The 22417-nt window shown below is 74.2% G+C and carries 21 protein-coding genes and 1 pseudogene; 13 read left to right on the top strand and 9 right to left on the bottom strand.

Annotation, left to right across the window (positions count from 1 at the left end; genetic code table 11):
• Positions 1 to 893 precede the first annotated feature (893 nt).
• Positions 894 to 1223 (bottom strand): DUF2795 domain-containing protein, encoded by a 330-nt coding sequence (locus QEZ54_RS23720; RefSeq protein WP_281306917.1) that lies wholly within the window; start codon positions 1221 to 1223, stop codon positions 894 to 896.
• Between the two features lie 122 nt (positions 1224 to 1345).
• Between QEZ54_RS23720 and QEZ54_RS23715 the strand changes: the two genes are divergently transcribed.
• A complete protein-coding gene (locus QEZ54_RS23715; protein ID WP_281306916.1) occupies positions 1346 to 2443 on the top strand; it encodes a PHP domain-containing protein in 1098 nt (365 codons plus the stop codon).
• Positions 2444 to 2822: 379 nt separating this feature from the next.
• Here the strand turns inward: QEZ54_RS23715 and QEZ54_RS23710 are convergent.
• Positions 2823 to 3371, bottom strand: a pseudogene (locus QEZ54_RS23710) (GNAT family protein); the annotation flags it as partial.
• A gap of 60 nt (positions 3372 to 3431) precedes the next feature.
• On the opposite strand from QEZ54_RS23710, the gene QEZ54_RS23705 reads away from it, so the two are divergent.
• Positions 3432 to 4025, top strand: a complete 594-nt coding sequence (locus QEZ54_RS23705; RefSeq protein ID WP_281306915.1) for a TetR/AcrR family transcriptional regulator — start codon at positions 3432 to 3434, stop codon at positions 4023 to 4025.
• On the opposite strand, the gene QEZ54_RS23700 is transcribed toward QEZ54_RS23705, so the two are convergent.
• Entirely contained in the window at positions 4015 to 4968 is a 954-nt protein-coding gene (locus QEZ54_RS23700) for an NAD(P)/FAD-dependent oxidoreductase (RefSeq protein ID WP_281306914.1), read from the bottom strand. The genes QEZ54_RS23705 and QEZ54_RS23700 overlap by 11 nt on opposite strands.
• A gap of 79 nt (positions 4969 to 5047) precedes the next feature.
• On the opposite strand from QEZ54_RS23700, the gene QEZ54_RS23695 reads away from it, so the two are divergent.
• Together QEZ54_RS23695 and QEZ54_RS23690 are read left to right on the top strand one after the other, a co-directional pair.
• Positions 5048 to 5638: an XRE family transcriptional regulator gene (locus QEZ54_RS23695; RefSeq protein ID WP_281306913.1), complete on the top strand. Its 591-nt coding sequence runs from the start codon at positions 5048 to 5050 to the stop codon at positions 5636 to 5638.
• Between the two features lie 88 nt (positions 5639 to 5726).
• Positions 5727 to 7442 carry a protein kinase gene (locus QEZ54_RS23690; RefSeq protein ID WP_281306912.1) on the top strand — a complete coding sequence of 572 codons (1716 nt, stop codon included), beginning with the start codon at positions 5727 to 5729 and terminating at the stop codon, positions 7440 to 7442.
• A gap of 7 nt (positions 7443 to 7449) precedes the next feature.
• Here QEZ54_RS23690 and QEZ54_RS23685 read toward each other — a convergent pair whose 3' ends face one another.
• Positions 7450 to 10044 carry a tetratricopeptide repeat protein gene (locus tag QEZ54_RS23685; protein WP_281306911.1) on the bottom strand — a complete coding sequence of 865 codons (2595 nt, stop codon included), beginning with the start codon at positions 10042 to 10044 and terminating at the stop codon, positions 7450 to 7452.
• Between the two features lie 251 nt (positions 10045 to 10295).
• Between QEZ54_RS23685 and QEZ54_RS23680 the strand changes: the two genes are divergently transcribed.
• From QEZ54_RS23680 to QEZ54_RS23670, 3 genes are all read left to right on the top strand, one after another.
• Entirely contained in the window at positions 10296 to 10580 is a 285-nt protein-coding gene (locus QEZ54_RS23680) for a hypothetical protein (protein ID WP_281306910.1), read from the top strand.
• Positions 10581 to 10676: 96 nt separating this feature from the next.
• Positions 10677 to 12086, top strand: coding sequence for an MFS transporter (locus QEZ54_RS23675; RefSeq protein WP_281306909.1), 1410 nt, complete (start codon positions 10677 to 10679; stop codon positions 12084 to 12086).
• 85 nt (positions 12087 to 12171) lie between these two features.
• Positions 12172 to 12420 (top strand): DUF6458 family protein, encoded by a 249-nt coding sequence (locus QEZ54_RS23670; protein ID WP_281306908.1) that lies wholly within the window; start codon positions 12172 to 12174, stop codon positions 12418 to 12420.
• Positions 12421 to 12497: 77 nt separating this feature from the next.
• Here the strand turns inward: QEZ54_RS23670 and QEZ54_RS23665 are convergent, their stop codons facing one another.
• Together QEZ54_RS23665 and QEZ54_RS23660 are read right to left on the bottom strand one after the other, a co-directional pair.
• Positions 12498 to 13925 carry a lipase maturation factor family protein gene (locus QEZ54_RS23665; protein WP_281306907.1) on the bottom strand — a complete coding sequence of 476 codons (1428 nt, stop codon included), beginning with the start codon at positions 13923 to 13925 and terminating at the stop codon, positions 12498 to 12500.
• A 2-nt stretch (positions 13926 to 13927) separates the two neighbouring features.
• Complete coding sequence (locus tag QEZ54_RS23660) at positions 13928 to 15376, bottom strand: NAD(P)/FAD-dependent oxidoreductase (protein WP_281306906.1); 1449 nt, start codon at positions 15374 to 15376, stop codon at positions 13928 to 13930.
• A gap of 209 nt (positions 15377 to 15585) precedes the next feature.
• On the opposite strand from QEZ54_RS23660, the gene QEZ54_RS23655 reads away from it, so the two are divergent.
• The 3 genes from QEZ54_RS23655 (at position 15586) to QEZ54_RS23645 (ending at position 17320) form a co-directional block, all read left to right on the top strand.
• The gene (locus QEZ54_RS23655; protein WP_281306905.1) at positions 15586 to 16020 is read left to right on the top strand and encodes a hypothetical protein; all 435 of its coding nucleotides are present in this window, start codon (positions 15586 to 15588) and stop codon (positions 16018 to 16020) included.
• A 125-nt stretch (positions 16021 to 16145) separates the two neighbouring features.
• On the top strand, positions 16146 to 16640 hold the full coding sequence (locus QEZ54_RS23650) for a general stress protein (RefSeq protein WP_281306904.1): 495 nt from the start codon (positions 16146 to 16148) through the stop codon (positions 16638 to 16640).
• A 107-nt stretch (positions 16641 to 16747) separates the two neighbouring features.
• Positions 16748 to 17320 (top strand): dihydrofolate reductase family protein, encoded by a 573-nt coding sequence (locus QEZ54_RS23645; RefSeq protein WP_281306903.1) that lies wholly within the window; start codon positions 16748 to 16750, stop codon positions 17318 to 17320.
• A 6-nt stretch (positions 17321 to 17326) separates the two neighbouring features.
• Here QEZ54_RS23645 and QEZ54_RS23640 read toward each other — a convergent pair whose 3' ends face one another.
• The gene (locus QEZ54_RS23640; protein ID WP_281306902.1) at positions 17327 to 18706 is read right to left on the bottom strand and encodes a PLP-dependent aminotransferase family protein; all 1380 of its coding nucleotides are present in this window, start codon (positions 18704 to 18706) and stop codon (positions 17327 to 17329) included.
• 47 nt (positions 18707 to 18753) lie between these two features.
• On the opposite strand from QEZ54_RS23640, the gene QEZ54_RS23635 reads away from it, so the two are divergent.
• The 3 genes from QEZ54_RS23635 to QEZ54_RS23625 are packed head-to-tail and all read left to right on the top strand — an operon-like array spanning position 18754 to position 20550.
• Positions 18754 to 19215: a carboxymuconolactone decarboxylase family protein gene (locus QEZ54_RS23635; protein ID WP_281306901.1), complete on the top strand. Its 462-nt coding sequence runs from the start codon at positions 18754 to 18756 to the stop codon at positions 19213 to 19215.
• Complete coding sequence (locus tag QEZ54_RS23630) at positions 19212 to 20045, top strand: isocitrate lyase/phosphoenolpyruvate mutase family protein (RefSeq protein ID WP_281306900.1); 834 nt, start codon at positions 19212 to 19214, stop codon at positions 20043 to 20045. The genes QEZ54_RS23635 and QEZ54_RS23630 overlap by 4 nt, the downstream gene beginning before the upstream one ends.
• A gap of 25 nt (positions 20046 to 20070) precedes the next feature.
• Positions 20071 to 20550, top strand: a complete 480-nt coding sequence (locus QEZ54_RS23625) for a cupin domain-containing protein (RefSeq protein WP_281306899.1) — start codon at positions 20071 to 20073, stop codon at positions 20548 to 20550.
• Between the two features lie 6 nt (positions 20551 to 20556).
• On the opposite strand, the gene QEZ54_RS23620 is transcribed toward QEZ54_RS23625, so the two are convergent.
• Both QEZ54_RS23620 and QEZ54_RS23615 read right to left on the bottom strand, forming a co-directional pair.
• Entirely contained in the window at positions 20557 to 21303 is a 747-nt protein-coding gene (locus QEZ54_RS23620; RefSeq protein WP_281306898.1) for a TIGR03089 family protein, read from the bottom strand.
• Positions 21304 to 21379: 76 nt separating this feature from the next.
• A complete protein-coding gene (locus tag QEZ54_RS23615; RefSeq protein ID WP_281306897.1) occupies positions 21380 to 22411 on the bottom strand; it encodes an AI-2E family transporter in 1032 nt (343 codons plus the stop codon).
• Positions 22412 to 22417: the final 6 nt, after the last annotated feature.

Raw genomic sequence — 22417 nt, 5'->3', positions numbered from 1 at the left:
TTCCGATTTGCCGCTTGATGCACGACCGAACGGCCGATCCGCTCCTCCCGCGAAGAGTCGACCACCCGGCCGTCGGGCGACCACCTCCCGCAGACCGACCAGCCGACCGCAGCGGTCACCCCGGAGAAGATCACGCTCTGCGGCAACGCCCTCCGGCCCCAGGCCGCACCACGACCACAACCGACGATCAGCGCGCAGAACCCCGTTCACCGCGTCCGATCCCGATACGCAAGGCCGCCGCACCGCCCGCCGCAAGCAGAAACGCGCCGCCCGCTCCAGGCAAGGAACGCGCCGCCCGCTCCAAGCAAGGAACGCGCCGCCCGCTCCGAGTGAGGAGATCGCCCCCCGGTTACGATCACGCCAGCAAGATCGCGATCCGCGGTCAGCCCGCCGTGCCAGAGGCCCCACTCTGGCCGCAAATGCTGACCGGCGACGAAGTCGCCACGTTCAGCACGCCCGATCCGATAGACGACGCGGCCACGCCGCCCAGAACCGGTGAGAAGTCGACCGCAGACTGCGATCAAGTCAGAAAGATCGTGGTCCGCGGTCGGCCCGCCGTACAGACGCCCCTGCTGCGGTGCCGAGACCGGTCGGCGTCTACGCGTCGCGCGCGGGCGCGGGCGCGGTCCCGGAATAGCGATCAAGCTCCGCCGCACGGACAAGGCGAGACCCAGCCGCACCGGGCCCGCGGCTGGCCCCGCATGCGGCTTGCCCCGCCACGTAATGCGACCGCAACCTGCGATCACTCCCACCCCGCCCCCCGTAGATCACGGGCTGCGGTCCAACAGTGGCTTTGAAGTACGCAGAGCGACCGCAGGTGGCGATCAACGGGCCGAGGAGGCCGTTGATCGCCACCTGCGGTCAGGAACAAGGGCGGGTGGGCCGGACGCCTGTCAGAAGCGGGTCTCGGCTTCGAGATCGAGGGCAAGCCACAGGTCGCGGGCGGTTTCGAAGGACCGGTCCGGCTCCAGCGTGGCGAGCTGCTCCAGTACCAGTTCGGGCGCGTCCCGCTCCACCGCGAACTGAACCAGCCGCCGGCCGTCGGCCGGGAAGCCCGCCAGCGAGACGTACTGGCCGATCAGGGCCCGCAGTTCGCGCCGGTCTGGATCCCGCTCGTCATCGGCGACCGCGGTGCTCCGGCCAGGAGCGTCCCAGCTGCGGGGATCGAGTTCGTCACGTTCACGTATGCGCTGACCAGCGCCGTCTTCCGGGGTCTGAGTCATGGCAGTTCAGGTTCCCACCCCGCACCGGAATAAACCGATTCGCCATATCTGTCCCCGGCGGCGGGCACTCCGATTGCCCGTCCCCACGGGCGGGTAGCAGATCACCGGGAGGGAGGTGGCCGGTGACGGCAGCGACCGCGGGCCGCGAGCGGGCGGCGGCGTGCCTGGTCGGCATAGCCGATGAGCTGGAGCGCCTCGGGCGGGCCGGGTACCGGGTGGGCGCGTTCCACCGGGCGGCGGAGGCGGTACGGGCGCTGACCGAGGTCGAACTGGTCGGCCGGATCTCCGCCGGGACGCTCGCCGAGCTGCCGGGACTCGGGCCGGTGACGGCGGGAGTCGTGGCCGAGGCGGTGACCGGCGAGGAGCCGGGGTACCTGGTGCGGCTGCGGGAGGAGCGGGTACCGCTCGAACCGGCCGCCCGGGAGCTGCTGGAACAGCTGCGCGGCGACTGCCATACCCATTCCGACTGGTCGGACGGGAACGCCGGCATCGAGGCCATGGCCGACAGGGGGCGGGCGCTGGGCCGGGAGTACCAGGTGCTCACCGACCACTCGCCCCGGCTGGCCATCGCCCGCGGGCTGAGCGCCGAACAGCTGGCGCGGCAGCTGGACGTGGTGGCCGCGTACAACGCCGAGCGGGGCGGTGACGGGTTCCGGCTGCTCAGCGGGATCGAGGTGGACATCCTCGCCGACGGCAGCCTGGACCAGACCCCCGAGCTGCTGGACCGGCTCGACGTGGTGGTCGCCAGCGTGCACAGCCACCTGCGCGCACCGGCCGAGGTGCTGACGCCGCGCATGCTCGCCGCGGTCGCCGACCCGCACACCGACGTCCTCGGCCACTGCACCGGCCGGGTGCTGCGCCGTGACAGCGGCCGTACCACGGTCAAGACCAGGCCGGAGAGCACGTTCGACGCCGCGGCCGTGTTCGCGGCCTGCGCCCGCCACGGCGTGGCCGTGGAGATCAACTCGCGGCCGGACCGGCTGGACCCGCCGGAGCCGCTGCTGCGGCTGGCCGCCGAGACCGGCTGCCTGTTCGCCATCGACTCCGACGCCCACTACCCGGTGCAGCTGGACTGGCTGGCCTTCGGCTGCCAGCGGGCGGCCCGGTGCGGCATCACCGCCGACCGGGTCGTCAACACCTGGCCGGTGGCGCGGCTGCTCGCCTGGACCGGCCGGCAGGTCAGGCGTTCGGGCGGTCGTCGTCCCAGGTCGCCGCGGTGAAGCGCCAGCCTTCGGGGGTACGCAGGAACTGCATGCTCTTCGTCCCCCCGCCCGTGAACGGCTCGCCCCGCAGCACCCCGCGCTTGCGGTAGCGGCTCAGCCGCTGCGCGACGTCACCGAAGACCACCGTCTGCGACCACGTCTCCTCCTCGCTGAATCCGGTCAGCTCCCCCGAGGTGAGCAGCTTCTGCCGGGGCGCGATGAACGAGCCCAGGTCGCAGAGCTGCCGCGCGGGCCCGCCGTTGGCGATCACGCCGCCGGGGACGAACAGGCGGTGGATCGCGCCGAGGTCCGGCACGGCACCGTCGGCGTTGGCGAACAGCGCGAAGAACGCCGCGACCAGGCGGTCGAGCTCTTCCCGGTCCGCGTCGCCGGCGGCCCGGCGGGCCAGCCACTCCGGGGCCAGCACGGACCAGATCTCGCTGTCGCTGCGCCCGCCCCGGCCGTCGGGGTGGGTCGAGCGCAGCACGGCGTCGCGGCTCATGCCCAGCCGCTTGGCGACGGCGATGCTGCGCACGTTGCCCGCTGTCACGTGCCACTCGACGCGCTGGATGCCGCGGTCGCGGATCGCCCAGTCCAGAATGCGCTCGGCGGCCCGGGTGACCAGGCCGCGGCCCTCGGCGGTGGGCTCCAGCCAGCAGCCCGCCTCGCAGACGCCCCGCTTGGCGTCCAGCGACACGAACATGACGCCGCCGACGAGCCGGTCCTCCTCCCAGATGCCCCAGATGCCGCCGTCGTCGCGGGTGCGCCGGTCGGCGTAGCGCTCCAGCACGTGGCGGGCCTGGGGCAGGTCGTCGGCGACGAACGACGCGCCCACCCAGGGCCTGATGTGGTCGCGGCACCGGTCCAGGTTGGCCAGGAACTCCTCGGCGTGCCATGGCTCCAGCGGGCGCAGCTGGGCGGTGGCGGTGAGGGGCAGCGCGAACATCGGATCCTCCGGAGCGGCATTCAAGTGCATAACAAACGTTTGGTATGTACGCTAGCACGCATGCCACCCGCCCGCGCCGACCACGACTCCCGCCGCGAAGCCGTCTCCGCCGCGGTCTGGCAGGTGCTGGCCGAGCACGGCTTCGGCGGGCTGACCCTGCGCGCGGTGGCCACCGCGATGGGCGCCTCCACCGGCCTGGTCACCCACTACTTCAGCGGCAAGCGCGAACTCATCGCCCACGCCCTCGACATCCTGGAGACGCGCACGGCGCACCGGCCGCGCCCGGCCCCGGCCGCCCCCGGGCTGCCCGCGCTGCGCACCCACCTGCTCAACATCCTGCCGCTGACGCCCGACGGGGCGGCGATGAACCGGATCTGGGTCGGCTCCTGGGACGTCGCGCTGTCCGACCCCGACCTGTTCGCCGCGCAGACCTCCCGCTACGAGCGCATCCGGCAGGTGCTGCGCGACTGCGCCGCCGACGCCCAGCGGCTCGGCCAGCTGCCCGAGGGCGACCCGGACCAGGTCGCCGCGACCGCCCTGTCGTTCACGCACGGGCTGGTCGTGCAGGCGCTGTTCGACCCGGACCGGTTCACCGCCGCACGGCAGACCGAGCTGACCGACGCGTTCCTGGCCGCCCTCGCGGTCAGCCCCTGAGCGCCGCGACCGCCGCCCGGGCCTCCTCGGCGATCAGGTCGGCGTTGATCGCCGCACCGGCCAGGGCGCCGGCGGCCGCCGCCGCGCCCACCTGCGCGCTGAGGTCGGTGAGGTTGCCCGCCGCCCAGACGCCGGGCACCTCGGTGCGGCCGGTCGGGTCGACCACCGGGACGTGCTCGCCCATCCCCGACGGATGGGCCACCGCGTGCAGCCCGAACGCGGCGAGCAGCTCGGCGCGGGCCACCATCCGGGTCGACACGGCCAGCACCTCGCGGGCGACGACGGTGCCGTCGTCGAGCCGTACCCCCGCGATCCGGTCGTCGGCGGTCTCCACCGCCGCGACCGTGCCCGGCACGATGGTGACACCGCGCGCGGTGAGCTGCTCGGCCTGCTCGCCGGCCAGCGGCACCGTCCCCGCGAAGTAGGTGACGTCGGCGCTGAGCTGCCGGAACAGCAGCGCCTGGTGCACCGACATCGGGCTGCCCGCCAGCACGCCGACGGCTCGGTCGCGGACCTCCCAGCCGTGGCAGTACGGGCAGTGCACCACGTCCCGGCCCCACCGCTCCCGCAGCCCCGGCACCGGCGGCAGTTCGTCGACCAGGCCGGTGGCCAGGAGCAGGCGGCGCGCGGCGACGGTCCGCCCGTCGACCAGCGTCACGGTGAACCCGTCCCCGCCCTTGGCGACCGCCCCGACCTCGCCGGGCACCACGTGGCCACCGTAGCCGCGCACCTCGTCGCGGCCGCGGGCCAGCAGCTCCGCCGGGGGCATGCCGTCGCGGGCCAGCAGCCCGTGCACGCCCTCGGCCGGGGCGTTGCGCGGCCGCCCCGCGTCGAGCACCACCACCGACCGGCGGGACCGGCCCAGCATCAGCGCCCCGCTCAGCCCGGCCGCGCCGCCTCCGACCACCACCACGTCATAGCTGTCCGCCAGCTGCTCAGTCATCCTGACCACCTCCACGGCAACCCTGGCGCGAGCCGTACCGAATCCGCAAACGCTCTTGCTGATCTGGCAAACTGGAGGCATGGACCACGACCTTGATCAGGCCCTGGACGCGGTCGGCGGCCGCCTGCGGGCGCTGCGCCGCCAGCGGGACGTGACGCTGACCGACCTGTCCGCCGAGACCGGCATCTCGGTCAGCACCCTGTCCCGGCTGGAGTCCGGCACCCGCAAACCCACCCTGGAGCTGCTGCTCCCGCTGGCCCGCGCGTACGGGGTGACCCTCGACGAGCTCGTCGACGCGCCACCCACCGGCGATCCGCGCATCCACCTGCGGCCGGTGACCCGCCACGGGATGACCATGCTGCCGCTGACCCGGCGCGCGGGCGGCATCCAGGCGTACAAGATCGTGCTGGCGCCCGGCGACCGGTCCGGCGGACCCGACCCCCGCACGCACGAGGGCTACGAGTGGCTGTACGTCCTGAACGGACGGCTGCGGCTGATCCTGGGCGACCACGACCTGGTGCTCGCCCCCGGCGAGGCGGCCGAGTTCGACACCCGGGTGCCGCACTGGTTCGGCCCGGCCGAGTCCGAGCCGGTCGAGTTCCTCAGCCTGTTCGGCCGGCAGGGCGAGCGGGCGCACCTGCGCGCCCAGCCCAGGTCGAAGCAGCCCTGAGGCGGCAGGGACCCGCCTCGATGGACGCGGGGCCGCGCCGTACCCTACTGCGAGTCGGGAAGGGATTCGGCTCGCGAAGGTGGTCGCGGTGGTCCGTGCGGGAACGGTGCTGGCCGGGCGTTATCAGCTCGAACAGCGGGTGGGCAGCGGCGGCATGGGCGAGGTGTGGCGGGCCTTCGACCGCGTGCTGAGCCGCACCGTGGCGGTGAAGTGCCTGCTGAGCGGGGCGGACGAGCCGAGCTTCGTCGACCAGTTCCGCGCCGAGGCCCGCATCATGGCCACCGTCAGCCACCCCGGCGTCGTCGAGGTGTACGACTTCGGCGACGACCCCGCCACCGGCGTCTACCTGGTGATGAAGTTCATCGAGGGCGAGTCGCTGGCGCACACCCTGGCCCGCGAGGGCCGGCTGAGCCCGGCGGCGACGATGCGGCTGGTCGCCGAGGCCGCCGAGGCCCTGCACGCCGCCCACGAGCGGGGCGTCACCCACCGCGACATCAAGCCCGGCAACCTGCTGCTGCGACCGAACGGCAGCGCGCTGGTCACCGACTTCGGCATCGCCCGCTCGGCCGACACCACCGGCCACACCACGACCGGGCTGCTGATCGGCACCGCCGGATACATGGCGCCGGAGCGGGCGATGGGCCGACCGGCCACCCCGGCGTCCGACCTGTACTCCCTCGGCGTCGTGGCCTACCGGTGCCTGACCGGCCAGCTGCCGTTCGCCGGGGAGAGCCTGGTCGAGATCGCGATGCGGCACGTCCACGACGACCCGCCGCCGCTGCCGCCGGAGGTGCCCGCCGACGTCCGCGCGGTGGTGGAGCGGGCGATGGCCAAGGACCCCGCCCGGCGCTGGCCCTCCGGCGAGGCCCTGGCCCACGCGGCCCGCCGCCTGTCGGCGCAGGACCAGCCGCGCTACCGGCCCGGCGTGGCGACCGCACCCACCCGGCCCCAGGCGGTCGCGGCGGTGCCCACCGGCCGCCGGACCGCCACCGGTCGGCGCAGCACCAGGCGGCCGCTGGTCTTCGCGGCCGTCGGTCTGGTCGTCGCGGCCACCGCCGTCACCGCGTTCGTGGCCAACCGCCCCGCGCAGGCACCACCGCAGAGTCTGACGAGCAGCCCCAGTCCCAGCGCCGAGGCCGTGAGCCCGGCGGCGGTCGACGTCGCCACCAGCGCCGCGGCGACTCCGAGCCCCGCGACCGCGGTGCCGAGCCCCGGCGCCGCCAGCCCGAAGCCGAGCGCCGCGACGGGGCTCACCGCCCCCAACGGCCTGACCGCGACGCCGATCAGCGCCAGCACGATCCGGCTGCGGTGGAAGGACCGGTCCGGCGGCGAACGCGGCTTCACCGTCATCGACGGCATGCTGTCCAAGGACGTCGGTGCGAACATCACCACCCTCGACTGGACCGGTCTGGCACCGGCCAGCCGCTCCTGCTTCAAGGTACGCGCTTTCGACGCCACAGGCGTCTCGCCGTACTTCCCGACCGCGCAGACCGAGTGGGTCTGCGCGGTCAGCCTGGACGGCTCTGGGCCGACCGCGCCGACCGACCTGACGGCGACCGCGGTGGACTCGGGCACGATCCGCCTGCGATGGGTCGACAACTCGTCCGACGAGGACGGGTTCAGCGTGATGGACAGCCTCGAATCGAGGCCGGTCGGCGCCAACGTGACCACTTTCGACTGGACCGGCCTGGCCCCCGGCACCTACAAGTGCTTCAAGGTCCGGGCACGCAACTCCGCCGGAGTGTCGCCCTGGGCTCCCGCGCCGCAGCATGAGTGGGCCTGCGTCACCACACCGGCCACCTGATCCGGCCTCAGTCCCAGCACGCCAGCAGCTCGACCGCCTCGCGGGTACGCGGATGGTCGGCCCCCTGGACCCGCCGCATGTCGGCGAGGACCTCGGTCAGGTCGGCCACCGCCCCCGCCGGGTCCCCGCCCGCGTGCCGCAGTTCGGCCAGCTGCTGGCGGATCCGCAGCGTACGGGGGTGGTCCCGACCCATCACCTCGCCCACCGCCGCCCCGACCTCGGCCAGCTCCGCCTCCGCCGGCTGCCCGGACCGGCCGCGCCAGTACGCGAGGTTGGCCCGGCACGTCAGCGTGGTCGGGTGCCGCGGCCCCAGCGCCGCCTGCGCGTCGGCGACGGCCGTGGCGAACTCCGACACCGCCTCGGTCAGGTCTCCGGCCAGCGCCCGCCAGTAGGCCAGGTTGTGCCGGGCCAACAGCGTCTCCTGGTGCAGCCGCCCGACCGACTCCGCCATTCCCGCCACCGCCTCGGTGTACGTCCGCACCGCGCCCTCGGCGTCGCCGGTCTCCCCCACCCACCTGCCCAGTTGCGACATGGCGATCAGCGTGTCCAGGTGCGCGGGTCCCAGCGACTCGGCGAGGTCGGCGGTGATCGCGGCGTACCCGGCGCGGGCCGCGTCCGCATCACCCGACAGGCCCTGGCACAGTGCGAGGCTGCGCCGGGCAAGCAGCACCGTCAGGTGCCGCGGCCCGAGCGCGGCGGCCGCCTCGTCGATCAGCACGGCCAGGTCGGCCTGGGCGGCCACGGCGTCGCCCAGATCCACCTGGTGCCGCGCCTCGTTCAGCCGCGCCTCGAAGGTGTCCGGATGGACGGCGCCCAGCAGCCGCTGGGCCTCGCGGCGCACCACCACCAGCTCCGCGTGGGCTGCCGCGGATTCGCCCAGCTCACCGGTGGCGCACGCCAGCTGCATCCGCAGGAACAACACGTCGCGGTGCTGCTCGCCGAGGCGTTCGCGGGCCTGGGCCAGCAGCACGCCGACCACCTCCCGGGCCGCGACCGTCCGGCCGAGGGCGAGCAGGTGCTCTCCCACGCGGCGCAGCACCGGATGCATGCCGTCGCGCCACAGCTGCTCACCGACGGCGCGCCGCAGCGCCGTGACGCTGTCGAAAAGCGCGGGCAGGCCGCTGCCGGCATCGGCCGCCCACAGCTGCTCCAGTGCGTCGGCGGCGGCCTGGGCCAGCGCCGCCTGCTCCGGCACCGTCTCCAGCACCGCCCGCTGCACCAGCGCGTGCGTGGCCACGGTCGCGCCGTCGTGGGTGACCAGGCTGAGCCGGTGCAGCGCGCGCAGCGCCGCCAGCGCCTCGCGGGGCGAGCCGCCGGCCCAGGCGCAGGCGGCGCCGGTCAGCAGCAGGTCCTGCGGCACGCCCTCCGGCGCCAGCACCGACACCAGCTCCAGCATCCGCAGGGCGGCGCCCGGTCTGGCCAGCGCCGCCGCCCGCTGGGCGGCCAGCTGCCAGGTGCTCGCCACGGTCCGGTCGTGCCCGTCGGCCCGCGACGACGGCGGGAACAGGTCGGCCAGCCGCTCGCGCCGGTCGTCCAGCAGCCGCCGGTAGGCCGCCACCCCGGTCCGGCTGTCGATCAGGAAGGCCGCGGCCTGCGACAGCGCCAGCGGGAAATGGCCGAGCGCCTCGGCCAGGTCCGCCAGTTCGGCGTCGCTCGGGGCGTCCGGACCGGCCGGTACGGACAGGCGGCTGCGCAGGTAGTCGACCGACTCGGCCGCGCTGAACATGCCGACCGGCAGCACCCGGGCGTCGGGGCGCAGCACCTGTGCGTCGCGGCGGCGGGTGGTGACGATGCTGCGGCCCCGGTCGCCGATCGGCCACAGCCCGTCCAGGTCGGCCGGGTCGTCGACGTCGTCGAGCACGACCAGCCACGGCCGCCGGGCTCCGCGCAGCCACGCCACGAGCAGGTCGGCCTGGGTCTCCTCGTCGTGGCCGTAGCCGGGCTCGCGGTCGGCGGCGGCCAGGGCGCGCCAGGCGCGGGCGTACGCGGTGAGCACGGCCTGGCGGGAGGAGGCGGTGACCCACACGTACACCCCGCCGCCGCCCCGGGACCGGTGGAAGGCGGCGGCGGCCAGCTGCGACTTGCCCGAGCCGCCGGGGCCGGTCAGCACCACCTGCCGGACGGCCGGGTCGGCCAGCGCCGCGTCGATCGCCGCGGCGAGCCCGGTCCGGTCCCGCAGTGACACGGCGTCGCTCGGCGGGCGGCCGACGACGAGATCGGCGGTGGCGGGCGCGCGGGGCGCCGGGCGCTCGGTACGGTGCTCGTGCGCGGCCCGCCACAGCCGCCGCCACCGCTCCGGCGACGGCAGCGGCGCCGCCCCGGCCGCCGTGCCGCCGGTCATCGCGGCGACGGCCTGCACCAGCGCCAGCACCTGCTCGAAGTCGCGCGGCACCGACCTGCCGTTGACCCATTCGCCGAGGCGGCGGGCGTTGACGGCGACGCGCCGCCCCGACGGCAGCGCGATCGAGCCGGCCCGCCTGGCGATCACCTCGTCGGAGGCGTCGGGCACGAGTGCGCGCAGCTGCGCCAGCGCCGCCGCGAACCCGGCCCGGGGGTCGGCCGGTTCGCCGTCGCCGTGCTGCACCAGCCCCACCTGCGACATCCTCCTCCAGCGACGGTCCGATCACGATTCTAGGCGGGCCGCCCCGATCCGACCGCGACCGCCGGGCTGCCGGGGCGGGCCGCACCGGGGACTTTCCGCATGCCGGCGGCGGCCGTCTGAGCTGGGCCTGGTCCGTCACCGCCGCGATCGTCGGACCGCCCCGGCACGGCGCCCGACCTAGCGTCACGACCGGCGGACTCGCCCCGAGCCGCCTCCCTCGTGGGCACCCGAACCGAAAGGCCGTGGCCATCATGCGTGAACTCAGCCCCGTCGACCTCGACCGGCTGATCCAGTCGAACCGCCGGCTCAAGCTGGCCGCCCTGATCGTGATCGTGATCATCCTCGGGCTGGCGGCGGCGCTGGTGGCCGCCGGTCTGGACTTCCGGGTCGGCCCGCTGCTCGGCGTCGGCATCGGCGCGCTGCTGATCATTCCGCACCGGCGCCTGCTCACCGAGCTGGGACTCTCGCAGGCGGAGGCGAAGGAGATCCTGGCCGCGGAGCGCAAGCGGCGCCGCGCGGCGAACCGGTCCCGGTAGCCCCGGGGTGCTGGCCGGGAAATTGCGTATTCGGGGGGCATAGTGGACGTCTCGCGGTGATGCTGGACGAAAGACCAGCTCACCCGTGAGGTTGCCATGACTGCGGCAGAGCCCGTACGGAGCGGGCGGTTCTCCCCCGAGCTGCGCCAGATCCTGGTGCCGCTGGCGCTGGCACAGTTCATCTGCAGCTTCGCCGGATCCAACATGAACGTGATGATCAACGACATCAGCCAGGACCTGAACACGACGGTCCAGGGCGTCCAGATCGCCATCACGATCTTCCTGCTGGTGATGGCCGCGCTGATGATCCCGGGCGGCAAGCTCACCGACAAGTACGGCCGCAAGCGCTGCTTCCTCGCCGGGCTGATCCTCTACGGCATCGGCGCCCTGATGAGCGCCGTCTCACCCGGCCTGGGCGTGCTCATCCTCGGCAACTCGATCTTCGAGGGCGTCGGCACCGCACTGCTCATCCCGCCGGTCTACATCCTCACCACGCTGGTGTTCACCGGCGTCACCACCCGGGCCCGCGCGTTCGGCGCGATCAGCGCGCTGGGCGGCATCGGCGCCGCCGCGGGCCCGCTCATCGGCGGCCTCATCGCCTCGACGCTCGGCTGGCGCTGGGCGTTCGTGTTCCAGGCGGCCGTGATCGCCGCGATCGTCCTGCTCAGCCGCAAGATCCACGACCCGCTGCCACCGGACCCGGCCAAGCCGTTCGACACCAAGGGCGCGGTGCTGTCGGCGCTCGGCCTGGTGCTGATCGTCGCGGGCATCCTCGCCGCCGACGACAACCTGTGGGTCATGGTGGCCCTGATCGCCGCCGGCGTGCTGCTGCTCGCGCTGTTCTTCCGCTCGGTACGGACCAAGGAGCGCGCCGGGCAGGAGCCGCTGCTGTCGACCGCGCTGTTCCGCAACCGCACCTCCAACCTGGGCCTGGTCACCCAGAACGCGCAGTGGCTGCTGCTCACCGGCACCTCCTTCGTAGTCTCGGCCTACCTGCAGGTCGTCCGCGGCTACGACCCCATCCAGACCGGCATCATCTTCACCGCCACCACCGCCGGTCTGCTCGCCTCGTCGCTGGCCGCCGAGCGGCTCGCCCGCAGGCGCCCGCAGCGCCTGCTGATCCAGGTCGGGTTCGTGCTGACCGCGGTCGGCGTCGCCGCGCTGCTCGCGCTGGTCACCGGCTCGCCCAGCCCGTGGGCGTTCGCGCCCGGCCTGCTGCTCATCGGCCTGGGCCTGGGCATGATGCTGACCCCGTCGGTGAACGTGGTGCAGTCGGCCTTCCCCGACAGCCTGCAGGGTGAGATCTCCGGACTTTCGCGCAGCGTCTCCAACCTCGGCTCGTCGCTGGGCACCGCCGTGGCGGGCACCATCCTCGTCGCCGGGATCACCGTGACGCCGGAGCGGTCGTACGGGCTGGCCATGGCCGTGCTCGGCGTGGTGGCACTGGTCGCCCTCGTCGTGGCGGGGCGCCTGCCGCGCACCCCGGCCCCCACCTCGGCCGAGTGACCGGCGGCGGCTTCTCCGTTTCCCGGCCGCGAACGCGGGTATCGCAACGACGAAACCACGCTCGCAGTCAGCAAAGGAGGCCGCCATGGGTATCGGCGCCAGCATCTTCCTCATCGTTCTCGGCGCGATCTTCGCGTTCGCCCTGGACTTCCACATCGGCGGCGTGGACATCGACGTCGTCGGCTGGATCCTCATGATCGGCGGTGCCCTGGGCTTGATCTTCACCGCGTTCATCTGGGGTCCGCGCAACCGCCGCACCGTGGTGACCCGCGAGCCCGTCGTCACGCGCGACTCGGCGTCCGGGTACCGGGTGGAGGAGCGCACCGACATCTGACCCCCGCCGCAGCCCGCGGCCGCCGTGTCCACCCGGACCCGGCGGCCGCGCCGTTGCCGGGCCGGGGCGCCCGTGGTTCACCGGACGCGGCGGCGGCCCTGCTTCAGGGCGATCGGGGGCACGAACTCCCCGATCAGGGTGCGCTGCCAGCGCTGCCCGGTCTCCCGGCGCTCGGCCCGGGTGGTGAAGCGGTAGCGGTAGAGCTGCGCGCGCACGTACACGGGCGGCTTGCCCGGGAACGGGTCGGTGCGCAGCAGTCGCAGCGTCGGCCGGTCGCCGTCGAGCAGCTTGTGCAGCAGCCGCGGCAGCCAGGGCTCGGCGTACGCGGGCGACAGCGCCGCGAACCACATCAGCCAGTCCAGCCGCAGGTGGTACGGCGCGACCTGCGGCGGCAGGCGGCGCGCGTCGCCGGGTTTGCCCTTGAAGCCGTACTCGCGCCATACCGTGTCGGAGGTCAGCTCGGTCGCGTCGGTGCCCTCGATGACGATCTCGCGGCGCACCCGGGTGACGCTGCCGAACGCGCCGTACGTGTTGACCAGGTGCAGCCGGTCGAAGCTGGCGTTCATCAGCTGCCGGCGCGACAGCAGGTTGCGGGCCGGGCGCCAGCTCAGCACCAGCACCAGGACGGTGACCGCCAGCACGACGGCGGCGTACCAGGCGGGGGCGGCCGCGGTCGGACCGGTGCCGAGCACCGCCGACAGGTCCAGCACCGAGGCGGCCAGGATGATCGCCATCCAGTTGAGCCAGGAGAAGTTGCCCGAGGCGACCAGCCACAGCTGCGTCACGATGATGCAGGCCGCCGCTACGGTCGCCACCGGCTGCGGCGCGAACAGGCCGAACGGCACCACGAGCTGCACGAAGTGGTTGGCGGCGACCTCGACCCGGTGCAGCGGCCGCGGCAGCAGGTGGAACAGGCGGCTGAGCGGGCCGGGCATCGGCTGCGTCTCGTGGTGGTAGTACAGGCAGGTCAGGTCGCGCCAGCACCGGTCGCCCCGCAGCTTGATCAGCCCGGCGCCGAACTCCAGCCGGAACAGCAGCCAGCGCAGCAGCCACAGGACCAGCACGGGCGGCCCGACGCGCGCGTTGCCCAGGAACACGGCCAGGAACCCGGCCTCCAGCAGCAGGCTCTCCCAGCCGAACGAGTACCAGAGCTGGCCGACGTTGACGATGGACAGGTAGAGCGCCCACAGCAGCAGCCACAGCGCCATCGCGGCCCAGACGGGGACCAGGTCGCCGACGCCGAGCAGCAGCAGCGCCGACACGGCCGTCCCCGTCCAGGCCGCTGCCGCCAGCAGCCGGTCGGAGTAGCGCCAGTGGAACAGGCTCGGGGCGCGCGAGAACGGCGTGTAGGCCAGGTAGTCCGGCACCGGGGTCAGCCCGCGCTCACCGAGCAGCGGCCGGAACTGGTTCACCACCACCAGGAACGCCACCAGGTAGAGCCCGGCCAGGCCGCGCTGGAACAGCAGCCTGCCCCACCAGTACTCCGGTGCGGTGAACCAGTCCACCGTCACGGTCCGTCGAGGTCGATGCCGAAGACGCGGCGCAGCGCGGTGCGGGCCGCGTGGTAGCCGCACATGCCGTGCACGCCGGGGCCGGGCGGGGTCGCCGCCGAGCAGAGGAACACGGCGGGGTCCGGGGTGGCGTACGGAACCGGTGCCGCGGTCGGACGCAGCAGCAACCGCAGTCCGTCGGCGCGCCCGTTGGCGATGTCGCCGCCGATGTTGTTCGGGTTGCGCCGCGCGACCTGGGCCGGACCGGCCGCGACCCGCGCCAGTACAAGATCACGGAACCCTGGCGCGAACCGTTCCAGCTGCGCCTCGATGGGCCCGGTCAGGTCGCCGGTCCAGCCGTTGGGCACGTGCGCGTACACCCAGAGCACGTGCTGCCCGGTCGGGGCGCGGGTGGGGTCGACCAGGCTCGGCTGCGCCGCGATCAGGTACGGGTGCTCGGGTGCGCGGCCGCCGCGTACCGCACGCAGGGACGCGTCGATGTCGGCGTAGCCCGGCCCGACGTGGACGGTGCCCGCCTGCCGGCACGCCGGCGCCGTCCACGGAACCGGTCCCGCGAGCGCGTAGTCGAGCTTGAAGACGCCCGGACCCGGCTCGTAGCGGCGCATCCGCCGCGCGAACCGGTCCGGCAGCCGGTCCCCGGCCAGGTCGGCCAGGGCGCGCGGCGACACGTCCAGCAGGTACGCCCGCGCCGTGGGCAGCTCGTCCAGCGCCGTCACCAGGTGGCCGGTGAAGACCTTGCCGCCCAGCACCTGAAAGTAGCTCGACAGCGCCTCGGCCAGCCGCCGCGACCCGCCCTGCGGCGCGGGCCAGCCGAACCGGTGCGCGGCCAGCGCGAACAGCATCGCCACCCCGCCGGTCGCGGGCGAGGTCAGCGGCGCCATCACGTGCGCGCCGAGCCCGGCCAGCAGCGCCCTGGCCCGGGGCCCGCCGAACCGGTGCGCCAGCAGCGCCACCGGCAGCGCCGCCCGCGTGCCGAACCGCGCCAGCAGCAGCGGATGCCGGGGCAGGCCGTCCAGCGGAGCCCGCAGCACGTCCGGCGCCAGCTCGTCCCAGCGGCCGAGGAACGGCGCGACCAGCCGCCGGTACGGCTGCGCGTCGGCGCCCAGCGAGGCGGCGGTGCGCGCGACGGAGCGGTCCAGGACCGCCGCCGTCCCGTCCGGGAACGGATGCGCCAGCGCCACCTCGGAGTCCAGCCAGGTCAGCCCGTAGTCGTGCAGCGGCCACGCGCGCAGCACCGGCGAGCTGACGCCCAGGGGGTGCACCGCCGAGCACGGGTCGTGCCGGAAGCCGGGCAGGGTCAGCCATTCGGTACGCGCCCCGCCGCCGACGCTGTCGGCCGCCTCGTACGCGGCCACCCGCAGCCCGGCGCGGGCCAGGGTGACCGCGGCGGCCAGGCCGTTCGGGCCGGTGCCGACCACAACGGCGTCGAAATCGGTGCCGGTCATCGTGCCTCCGCCACTTCCGTACCCGGCGAGCCGCCAGGCCACACCTGGCCTATGCGCGCCCGGCTGCCCGGCGGCAACAGGTGCATACCTGTGCGTATCAGGATCAGTTGCCAGGCTCCTTTGAGGTTGACCAGGCAGTTCTTCGAGGCTGGGAGGTCACCGTCGGATGCGAGCCGATCGACCGGCGATCGGGAAGGGAAGCGATTCCGATGGTGAAACCGACGAAGAAGAAGCTGGCTCTGCTAGGGACGGCCGGCGTGCTGGCGCTCGGCGTGGCGGTGCCGGGGGTGGCGTACGCGACCGACCCCAGCCCGTCGCCGTCCACCTCGGCGTCGACGTCGCCCGGCACGGGTGACCGCGACGCGCGGCAGGCGGCGTTCGCCGCGGCGCTGGCCAAGGAGCTCGGCGTCGACGAGCAGAAGGTCTCCGACGCGCTGACGAAGGTACGCGAGCAGCTGCGCTCCGAGCGCGGCGACGACGGCAGGACCGGCGAGCAGTCCCAGGCCGACCGCGCGGCGCGGCTGAAGGAGCGGCTGGACCAGGCGGTCAAGGACGGCAAGCTCACGCAGGCGGAGGCCGACGCCATCGTGAAGGCCGCGCAGGCGGGGGTGCTCGGCGGCGGACACGGCGGCGGGCACCGCTGACCGCGCGGCGGCCCCGGATCCGTGCACTCCTCCCACGGCTCCGGGGCCGCCCGCTGCCCGCCGATCATCGATGGACTTTCTCCATGTACCGGGGTAATACAGCAAGAAGGTGTGAAGATCAGGACATGACCACACCGCTGCCGTCCACCCGGCCCACCGACCCCACCCGGGCGATGGTGACCGTGGCCAGCTACACCGAGTACCGCGATGCCCAGCGGGCGGTGGACTACCTGTCCGACCAGAGGTTCCCGGTCGAGCACACCGCCATCGTCGGCACCGACCTGCGCCTGGTCGAGAAGATCCTGGGCCGGATGACCACCGGCCGGGCCGCCCTGTACGGCGCCGGTGCCGGCGCCTGGTTCGGCCTGTTCATCGGCCTGCTGTTCGGCATCTTCGCCCGCGCGAACTGGCTCGCGGTCGTGCTGACCGCCGTGGTCGTGGCGGCGATCTGGGGCGCGATCTTCGGCGCCGTCGCGCACGCGATGACCCGGGGCCGCCGCGACTTCACCTCGGCCGAGTCGCTGCAGGCCGGGCAGTACGCGATCAGCGTCACCTCCGAACACGCCGATCAGGCCCGCCAGATCCTGGCCCGCCTGGCCCCGCCCCCGCCCGCCGCCTGACCCCGCGGCTCACCGACAACTTAATGTGCCTTGACAAATTTTATTGTCGGTAGCAAGCTGAGTCCTGCACGGGGCACCGCCCGGCGAACCGGATTCAGGAGACCGACATGCGCACTCTGATCAGCACCGCCTTCATCTCGCTCGACGGCGTCATGGAGGGTCCGGGCGGCGAGCCCGGATACCGCAACTCCGGCTGGACCTTCAAGGAGGTCGACTTCCTCCCCGAGGCGTACGAGCTCAAGGGCCGGGAGCAGGAGGAGGCCGCCGCGATGCTGCTGGGCCGGACCAGCTACGAGGCGTTCAGCCCGGTGTGGCCGACCATGGCGGAGTTCGCCGCCTACAACGCCATGCCGAAGTACGTCGTCTCGACGACCCTGGCCGAGGGCGACCTGGTCTCCGACTGGGGCCAGACCGCGATCCTGCGCTCGATGGACGACGTGGCCGCGCTGAAGGAGACCGAGGGCGGCCCGATCATCGTGCACGGCAGCGCCGCCCTGAACCACAGCCTGTCCGACGCCGGCCTGATCGACCGCTACCACCTGCTGGTGTTCCCGCTCCTGCTCGGTGCGGGCAAGCGCCTGTTCAGCGCCGCCGACACCGACACCCGCAAGCTGGCGCTGGTCGAGCACGACACCTACGCCAACGGCATCCAGAAGCAGGTCTTCCACGTCGTCCGCTGACGGCCGTCAGCGCCCGTGCAGGGTGCGGGCGAGCAGGTCGACGGCGGCCGGATAGCTCGCCCGGCTCGGCGTGGCATACCCGATGATCAGGCCCTGCGCGGCGGGCGCGGTGTGCCAGTGCGGTCCGAGCGCCCCGACGGCCAGTCCGCGCGCGGCGGCGCTCGCCACGACATCGGCCTCGCCGGGGCCGCCGGCGGGCAGGTCGATGACCGCGTGCATCCCCGCGGCGACGCCCCCCAGCGGGTGGCGGCGGCCGAGCCGGTCGATCAGCAGGTCCCGGCGGCGCCGGTAGTTCAGGCGGCAGGAGCGGATGTGCCGGTCGTAGGCGTGCGAGGTGATCAGGTCGGCCAGGGCGAGCTGCCCGATCGACTCCGTGTGCAGGTCGGCCAGGCGCTTGGCCGCCGTCAGCGGCTCCATCAGGCGCTCGGGCAGCACCATCCAGGCCAGCCGCAGCGCCGGGCCCAGCGTCTTGGCCGCGGTGCCGATGTAGACGACATGCTCCGGCGACATCGCCTGGAGCGCGCCGACGGGCTGGCGGTCGTACCGGAACTCGCCGTCGTAGTCGTCCTCGACCACGACCGCGTCGTGTGTCCGCGCCCAGGCGACCGCCGCCCGGCGCCGGGCCGGATGCAGGGTCACGCCCATCGGGTACTGGTGCGCCGGGGTCAGCACCGCCGCCCGCGCCGACAGCAGCCCGTCGCGGCCCAGCAGGTCGGTGCGGGCGCCCAGCTCGTCGACCGGCAGCGCGAGGACCTCCGCGCCGTGGTGGCGGACCACCTCGCGATGGAACGCCAGCCCCGGGTCCTCCAGCGCGATCGGACCGCCGATCGTCCGGGCCAGCAGGCCGAGGGCCTGCACGTACCCCGAGCAGATGAGCATGCGCTCGGGGTCGGCGAGCACGCCCCGGGCGCGGCCCAGGTAGTCGGCCAGCGCGGCGCGCAGTTCGGGGCGGCCGCGCGGGTCGCCGTAGTCGTACGCCGACACCGGCGCACCGGCCAGCGCCCGGCGGGTGGCCCGCAGCCACGCGTCGACCGGGAAGGTGCCCACCTCGGGGCTGCCGGGGCGCAGGTCGAACCGGGGGGCGGCCGGTGCCGCGGGCACGCTCGCGGGGGCGGGCCGCGGCGGGGCGCCCGCCACCTCGGTGCCCGAACCGACCCGGGCGCTGAGATAGCCCTCAGCGGTGAGCTGCTCGTACGCGGCGGCGACCGTGTTGCGGGCCAGGTGCAGCCCGGCCGCCAGCGCGCGGGTGGAGGGCAGCCGGGTCTGCGGCGCCAGCCGTCCGGACCGGATCGCCTCGCGCAGTGCCTGCTCCAGCGCCTGCCGCCGCCCGCCCGCCGCCTCCAGGTCGAGGTGCAGATCGACGGAATTGGCCCACTCAATGTTCACACAAGTGGACCTTAGTATGGAGCCATTCGCCTCGTAGCGTGAAGGTCATGACGAACACGAGCACCGAGATCCCCGTCCGCGTCGCCGTCGGGACGCTGGCCCCGCACATCAACAAGGCCATGAACGCCCTCGACGCCGCCTCCCGCGAGGTCAGCCTGGAAGCCGGGCTGCTGGAGCTGGTCCGCGCCCGCGCGTCGCAGCTCAACGGCTGCGCGTACTGCGTGGACACCCACTCCCGCGACGCGCTGACCGGCGGCGAGGAGCCCCGGCGGCTGTACGCGCTGCCGGTGTGGGCCGACACCCCGTTCTTCACCGGCCGCGAGCGCGCCGCCCTCGCGCTGACCGAGGCGATGACCCGCCTCAGCGAGGCCCCGGTCGGCGACGAGGTCGTCGCCGCGGCAGCCGAGCACTTCAGCGAGGTCGAACTGGCCGAGCTGATGTGGACCATCACGGTGATCAACGCCTGGAACCGGCTCGGCGCCGCCGCCCGACCCTGGCCGCTGTCGTGACCCCGCCCGGCCGCTGGTCCCCCGCCGCCGAGGGCGGGCAGACCAGCGACCCCGCCGCCACGGTCAACCGGCACGCCGCCGTGCTGCGCGACCTGCACCGCCCCGGCACACCGCTGCTGCTGCCGAACGTGTGGGACTGCACCTCGGCGTACGCGGTCGTGGCCGCCGGGCTGCCCGCCGTCGCCACCAGCAGCGTCGCGATGGCCGACAGCCTCGGCCACCGCGACGGCGAGACGGCGCCGGTCGGGCAGCTGCTCGACGCGGTCGCCCGCATCGCCGCGGCGGTGCCGGTCCCGGTCACCGCCGATCTGGAACGCGGCTACCGGATGCGCCCCGCCGAGCTGGTCGAACGGCTCGCCGCCACCGGCGCGGCCGGGTGCAATCTGGAGGACTCCGATCCCGCGACGGGTGAACTCGTCGACCCGGGGCGGCAGGCCGACTTCCTGGCCGAGGTGCGGGCCGCCGCCCGCGACCGGGGCGTCGACCTGGTGCTCAACGCCCGCATCGACACGTACCTGCGCCCGGCGGGCGGCACCACCGTGCTGCTGGACGGGGCCCTGCAGCGCGCCCGGCGCTACCGGGCCGCGGGGGCCGACTGCGTGTACCCGATCGGGCTGTCCGACCACGCCGCCGTCGCCGAGTTCGTGGCCGGGGCCGGAGCACCGGTCAACGTGCTGGCCAGGGACGCGGGCGAGCTGCGCGGGCTGGCCGCGCTCGGGGTGGCCCGCATCAGCTTCGGCCCGTACCTGCACCGGGCCTGCCGCGGCCACCTCGACGGTGTCGTGGCCGGCTACCTGGCGGGTGCCGAACCGGCGCCCGGCAACCAATAGAGTCGATCCGAACAGGAGGACCACGATGACCGACTTCACCGACCCGGCGCGGGCCGGGTTCCACCCGTCGGACGCCGCTGAGGGCGTCACGATGGCCACGGGCAGCACCGCCCGGTTCGTCGCGCCCGGCGCGGCCACCCAGGGCCGGTTCGGCCTGTTCGAATGGGTCGCGGCGCCCCGCACCGGCGGCACCGACGCCCACCTGCACAGGACGTTCTCGGAGTCGTTCTACGTCACGGCCGGAGCCCTGACCGTCTACGACGGCGCCCGCTGGGTCACCGCGCGCAGCGGCGACTTCCTGCACGTGCCCGAGGGGGTCGCGCACGGCTTCCGCAACGACACCGACGAGCCCGCGTCGATGCTGGTGCTGTTCGCCCCGGCGCCGCCCCGCGAGCAGTACTTCCGCGAGCTGGCCGAGATCGGGGCGTCCGGCCGCACCCTCACCGACGACGAGTGGGTGGAGCTGTGGGCCCGGCACGACCAGTACCGGGTCGAGCTCGGCTGAGGCCGGTCAGGGCACGCGGGTGACGCCCTCGGCGGCGACCACCCGGTCCACGGCGTCCCGGTCGAGATTGGCGACGATCACCGGCGTGGCCCCGGCCGCCAGCGGTGCCAGCAGCCAGCTCACCGGGTCGGCGTGCCTGGCCACGTCGACGAGCAGGCGGTCACCGGACCGCAGCTCGAGCCAGTGCGCGATGCCGCCCGCGACCCGCGCCCACTCCTGGAACGTGGTGCCGTCGGGGGTGGCCGCGTCCGTGTCGAGCACCGCCCGGTACGCCGGGGCGTGCGCGGCGTACCGGCCGAGCTCGGCGGCGTAGTCGAGGTAGCCGTCAGGCACCTCCGCCAGCGCGGCGCCGCGGGCGCCCAGGCCGAGCACGAACCGGTGGCGGGCCGGTGGCACGGTCTCCAGCCAGCTGTCCACCCGGTCGCGCGCGACGAACGCGGCGTCCAGCGGCTCCGCGCCGTCGGAGCTGCTCAAACCCGCCGTCGCCCAGGAGCGGTAGGACACCGCGACGCCGAGCGACCAGGCGCCGAGCACCACGGCCGCCGTCTGCCAGTGCGGCGGCAGCAGCACGGCGATCCGGTCGCCCGCCCCCAGGCCGCACCCGTCGCGCAGCAGGCCCGCCGTCCGCGCCACGCCCTCGGCCAGCGCCGCCGCGGTCAGCTCGACCCGCTCCCCGGTGGCCTCGTCGCGGTAGACCACCAGCGGTCGTTCGGTGCCGCTGGGGACGAGCGCGGCAGCGCCGGATACCTGCATCTCGGCCTCCAAAACGGGAACAGTCCCGCCGAGCCTAGCCGTCTCCACCCGCCCGAGATGGGTTTGGCCGGGGCGGTCACTCGGGTTCGGGGGACGAGACCGGTGTCGGCGGGGTGCGGAGCATCTGGACCGTGTGCTGGATGATCGCGGCGACGGGGGCGGCGATCATCACGCCGATGATGCCGGCGAGCAGGCCGCCGACGACCGTGGCCAGCAGGATGGTCAGCGGGTGCATGCGCAGGGCGGCGCCGTACGCGAAGGGCTGGAGCATGGTCTGCAGGGTGCCGTTGGCCAGGCACACCACCAGGATCATGATCAGTGCGGTCTGCGCGCCGCCCGAGGCGAGCGCGATCAGCACCGCGTACGCCCCGGCGACCCACGCGCCCAGGTAGGGCACGTAGTTGCCGAGCAGGGTCACCACGACGAGGGTGCCGATCAGCGGCACGCCCAGGGCGAAGGCGCCCAGCGCGACCACGGCGGCGTTGAACGCCCCGAGCAGGGTCAGCCCGACCACGTACCCCCGGATGATCCGGCCCACCTGGGCCAGCCACGCCGGTCCCAGCGGCACCCACGGCACCGCCGTCCGCACCATGCCGGGGCCGTCCTTGAGCATGAAGAACGTGGTGAACAGGAAGACGAAGCCGATGATGAACACGGTGGCCAGGCCGCCGAGCAGGTGGTCCAGGGGCGGGCCCAGGCCGGAGATCAGGCTGCCGGCGTGCGAACTCAGCGACTCGCGGGCCTCCTCGGCCATCGACTCCTGCATGCCGAGCGAGGCGAGCACCTCGCGCAGCCGGTCGACGCCCTTGGCCACCGCCGCCGACAGCTCGCCCCACTGGCTGGCCAGCCCCTTGACCACCAGCAGCAGCACGCCCGCACCGACCGCGAGCAGCAGCAGGATGGAGAGCGCGGCGAGCAGGGTGCGTTTGAGCCCCCGCCGGACCAGCGCGTCGACCGCCGGGGTGAGGGCCAGCGACACGCACAGCGCGGCGCCGATCGCGATGGCCAGCGGCTTCAGCAGGATGACCAGGAACACGACCGCGGCGAGGACCAGTCCGATGCCGACCAGCGACCAGGCTTTCGAACCGGCGGTACGCAGCGACTCCATGGCGGC

It is taken from the genome of Catellatospora sp. KI3 (genome assembly GCF_029948125.1).
Taxonomy (GTDB): Bacteria; Actinomycetota; Actinomycetes; order Mycobacteriales; family Micromonosporaceae; genus Catellatospora.
The sequence above is the reverse complement of the archived record's forward strand: the minus strand, read 5'-3'. Positions and strand labels throughout refer to the sequence as shown.

Excerpts from the sequence above, each read along its gene's own strand:
- QEZ54_RS23720 (WP_281306917.1), bottom strand. The coding sequence starts at position 1,223 with ATGACTCAGACCCCGGAAGACGGCGCTGGTCAGCGCATACGTGAACGT.
- QEZ54_RS23705 (WP_281306915.1), top strand. The coding sequence starts at position 3,432 with ATGCCACCCGCCCGCGCCGACCACGACTCCCGCCGCGAAGCCGTCTCC.
- QEZ54_RS23700 (WP_281306914.1), bottom strand. The coding sequence starts at position 4,968 with ATGACTGAGCAGCTGGCGGACAGCTATGACGTGGTGGTGGTCGGAGGC.
- QEZ54_RS23695 (WP_281306913.1), top strand. The coding sequence starts at position 5,048 with ATGGACCACGACCTTGATCAGGCCCTGGACGCGGTCGGCGGCCGCCTG.
- QEZ54_RS23685 (WP_281306911.1), bottom strand. The coding sequence starts at position 10,044 with ATGTCGCAGGTGGGGCTGGTGCAGCACGGCGACGGCGAACCGGCCGAC.
- QEZ54_RS23680 (WP_281306910.1), top strand. The coding sequence starts at position 10,296 with ATGCGTGAACTCAGCCCCGTCGACCTCGACCGGCTGATCCAGTCGAAC.
- QEZ54_RS23675 (WP_281306909.1), top strand. The coding sequence starts at position 10,677 with ATGACTGCGGCAGAGCCCGTACGGAGCGGGCGGTTCTCCCCCGAGCTG.
- QEZ54_RS23670 (WP_281306908.1), top strand. The coding sequence starts at position 12,172 with ATGGGTATCGGCGCCAGCATCTTCCTCATCGTTCTCGGCGCGATCTTC.
- QEZ54_RS23660 (WP_281306906.1), bottom strand. The coding sequence starts at position 15,376 with ATGACCGGCACCGATTTCGACGCCGTTGTGGTCGGCACCGGCCCGAAC.
- QEZ54_RS23655 (WP_281306905.1), top strand. The coding sequence starts at position 15,586 with ATGGTGAAACCGACGAAGAAGAAGCTGGCTCTGCTAGGGACGGCCGGC.
- QEZ54_RS23650 (WP_281306904.1), top strand. The coding sequence starts at position 16,146 with ATGACCACACCGCTGCCGTCCACCCGGCCCACCGACCCCACCCGGGCG.
- QEZ54_RS23645 (WP_281306903.1), top strand. The coding sequence starts at position 16,748 with ATGCGCACTCTGATCAGCACCGCCTTCATCTCGCTCGACGGCGTCATG.
- QEZ54_RS23635 (WP_281306901.1), top strand. The coding sequence starts at position 18,754 with ATGACGAACACGAGCACCGAGATCCCCGTCCGCGTCGCCGTCGGGACG.
- QEZ54_RS23625 (WP_281306899.1), top strand. The coding sequence starts at position 20,071 with ATGACCGACTTCACCGACCCGGCGCGGGCCGGGTTCCACCCGTCGGAC.
- QEZ54_RS23620 (WP_281306898.1), bottom strand. The coding sequence starts at position 21,303 with ATGCAGGTATCCGGCGCTGCCGCGCTCGTCCCCAGCGGCACCGAACGA.
- QEZ54_RS23615 (WP_281306897.1), bottom strand. The coding sequence starts at position 22,411 with ATGGAGTCGCTGCGTACCGCCGGTTCGAAAGCCTGGTCGCTGGTCGGC.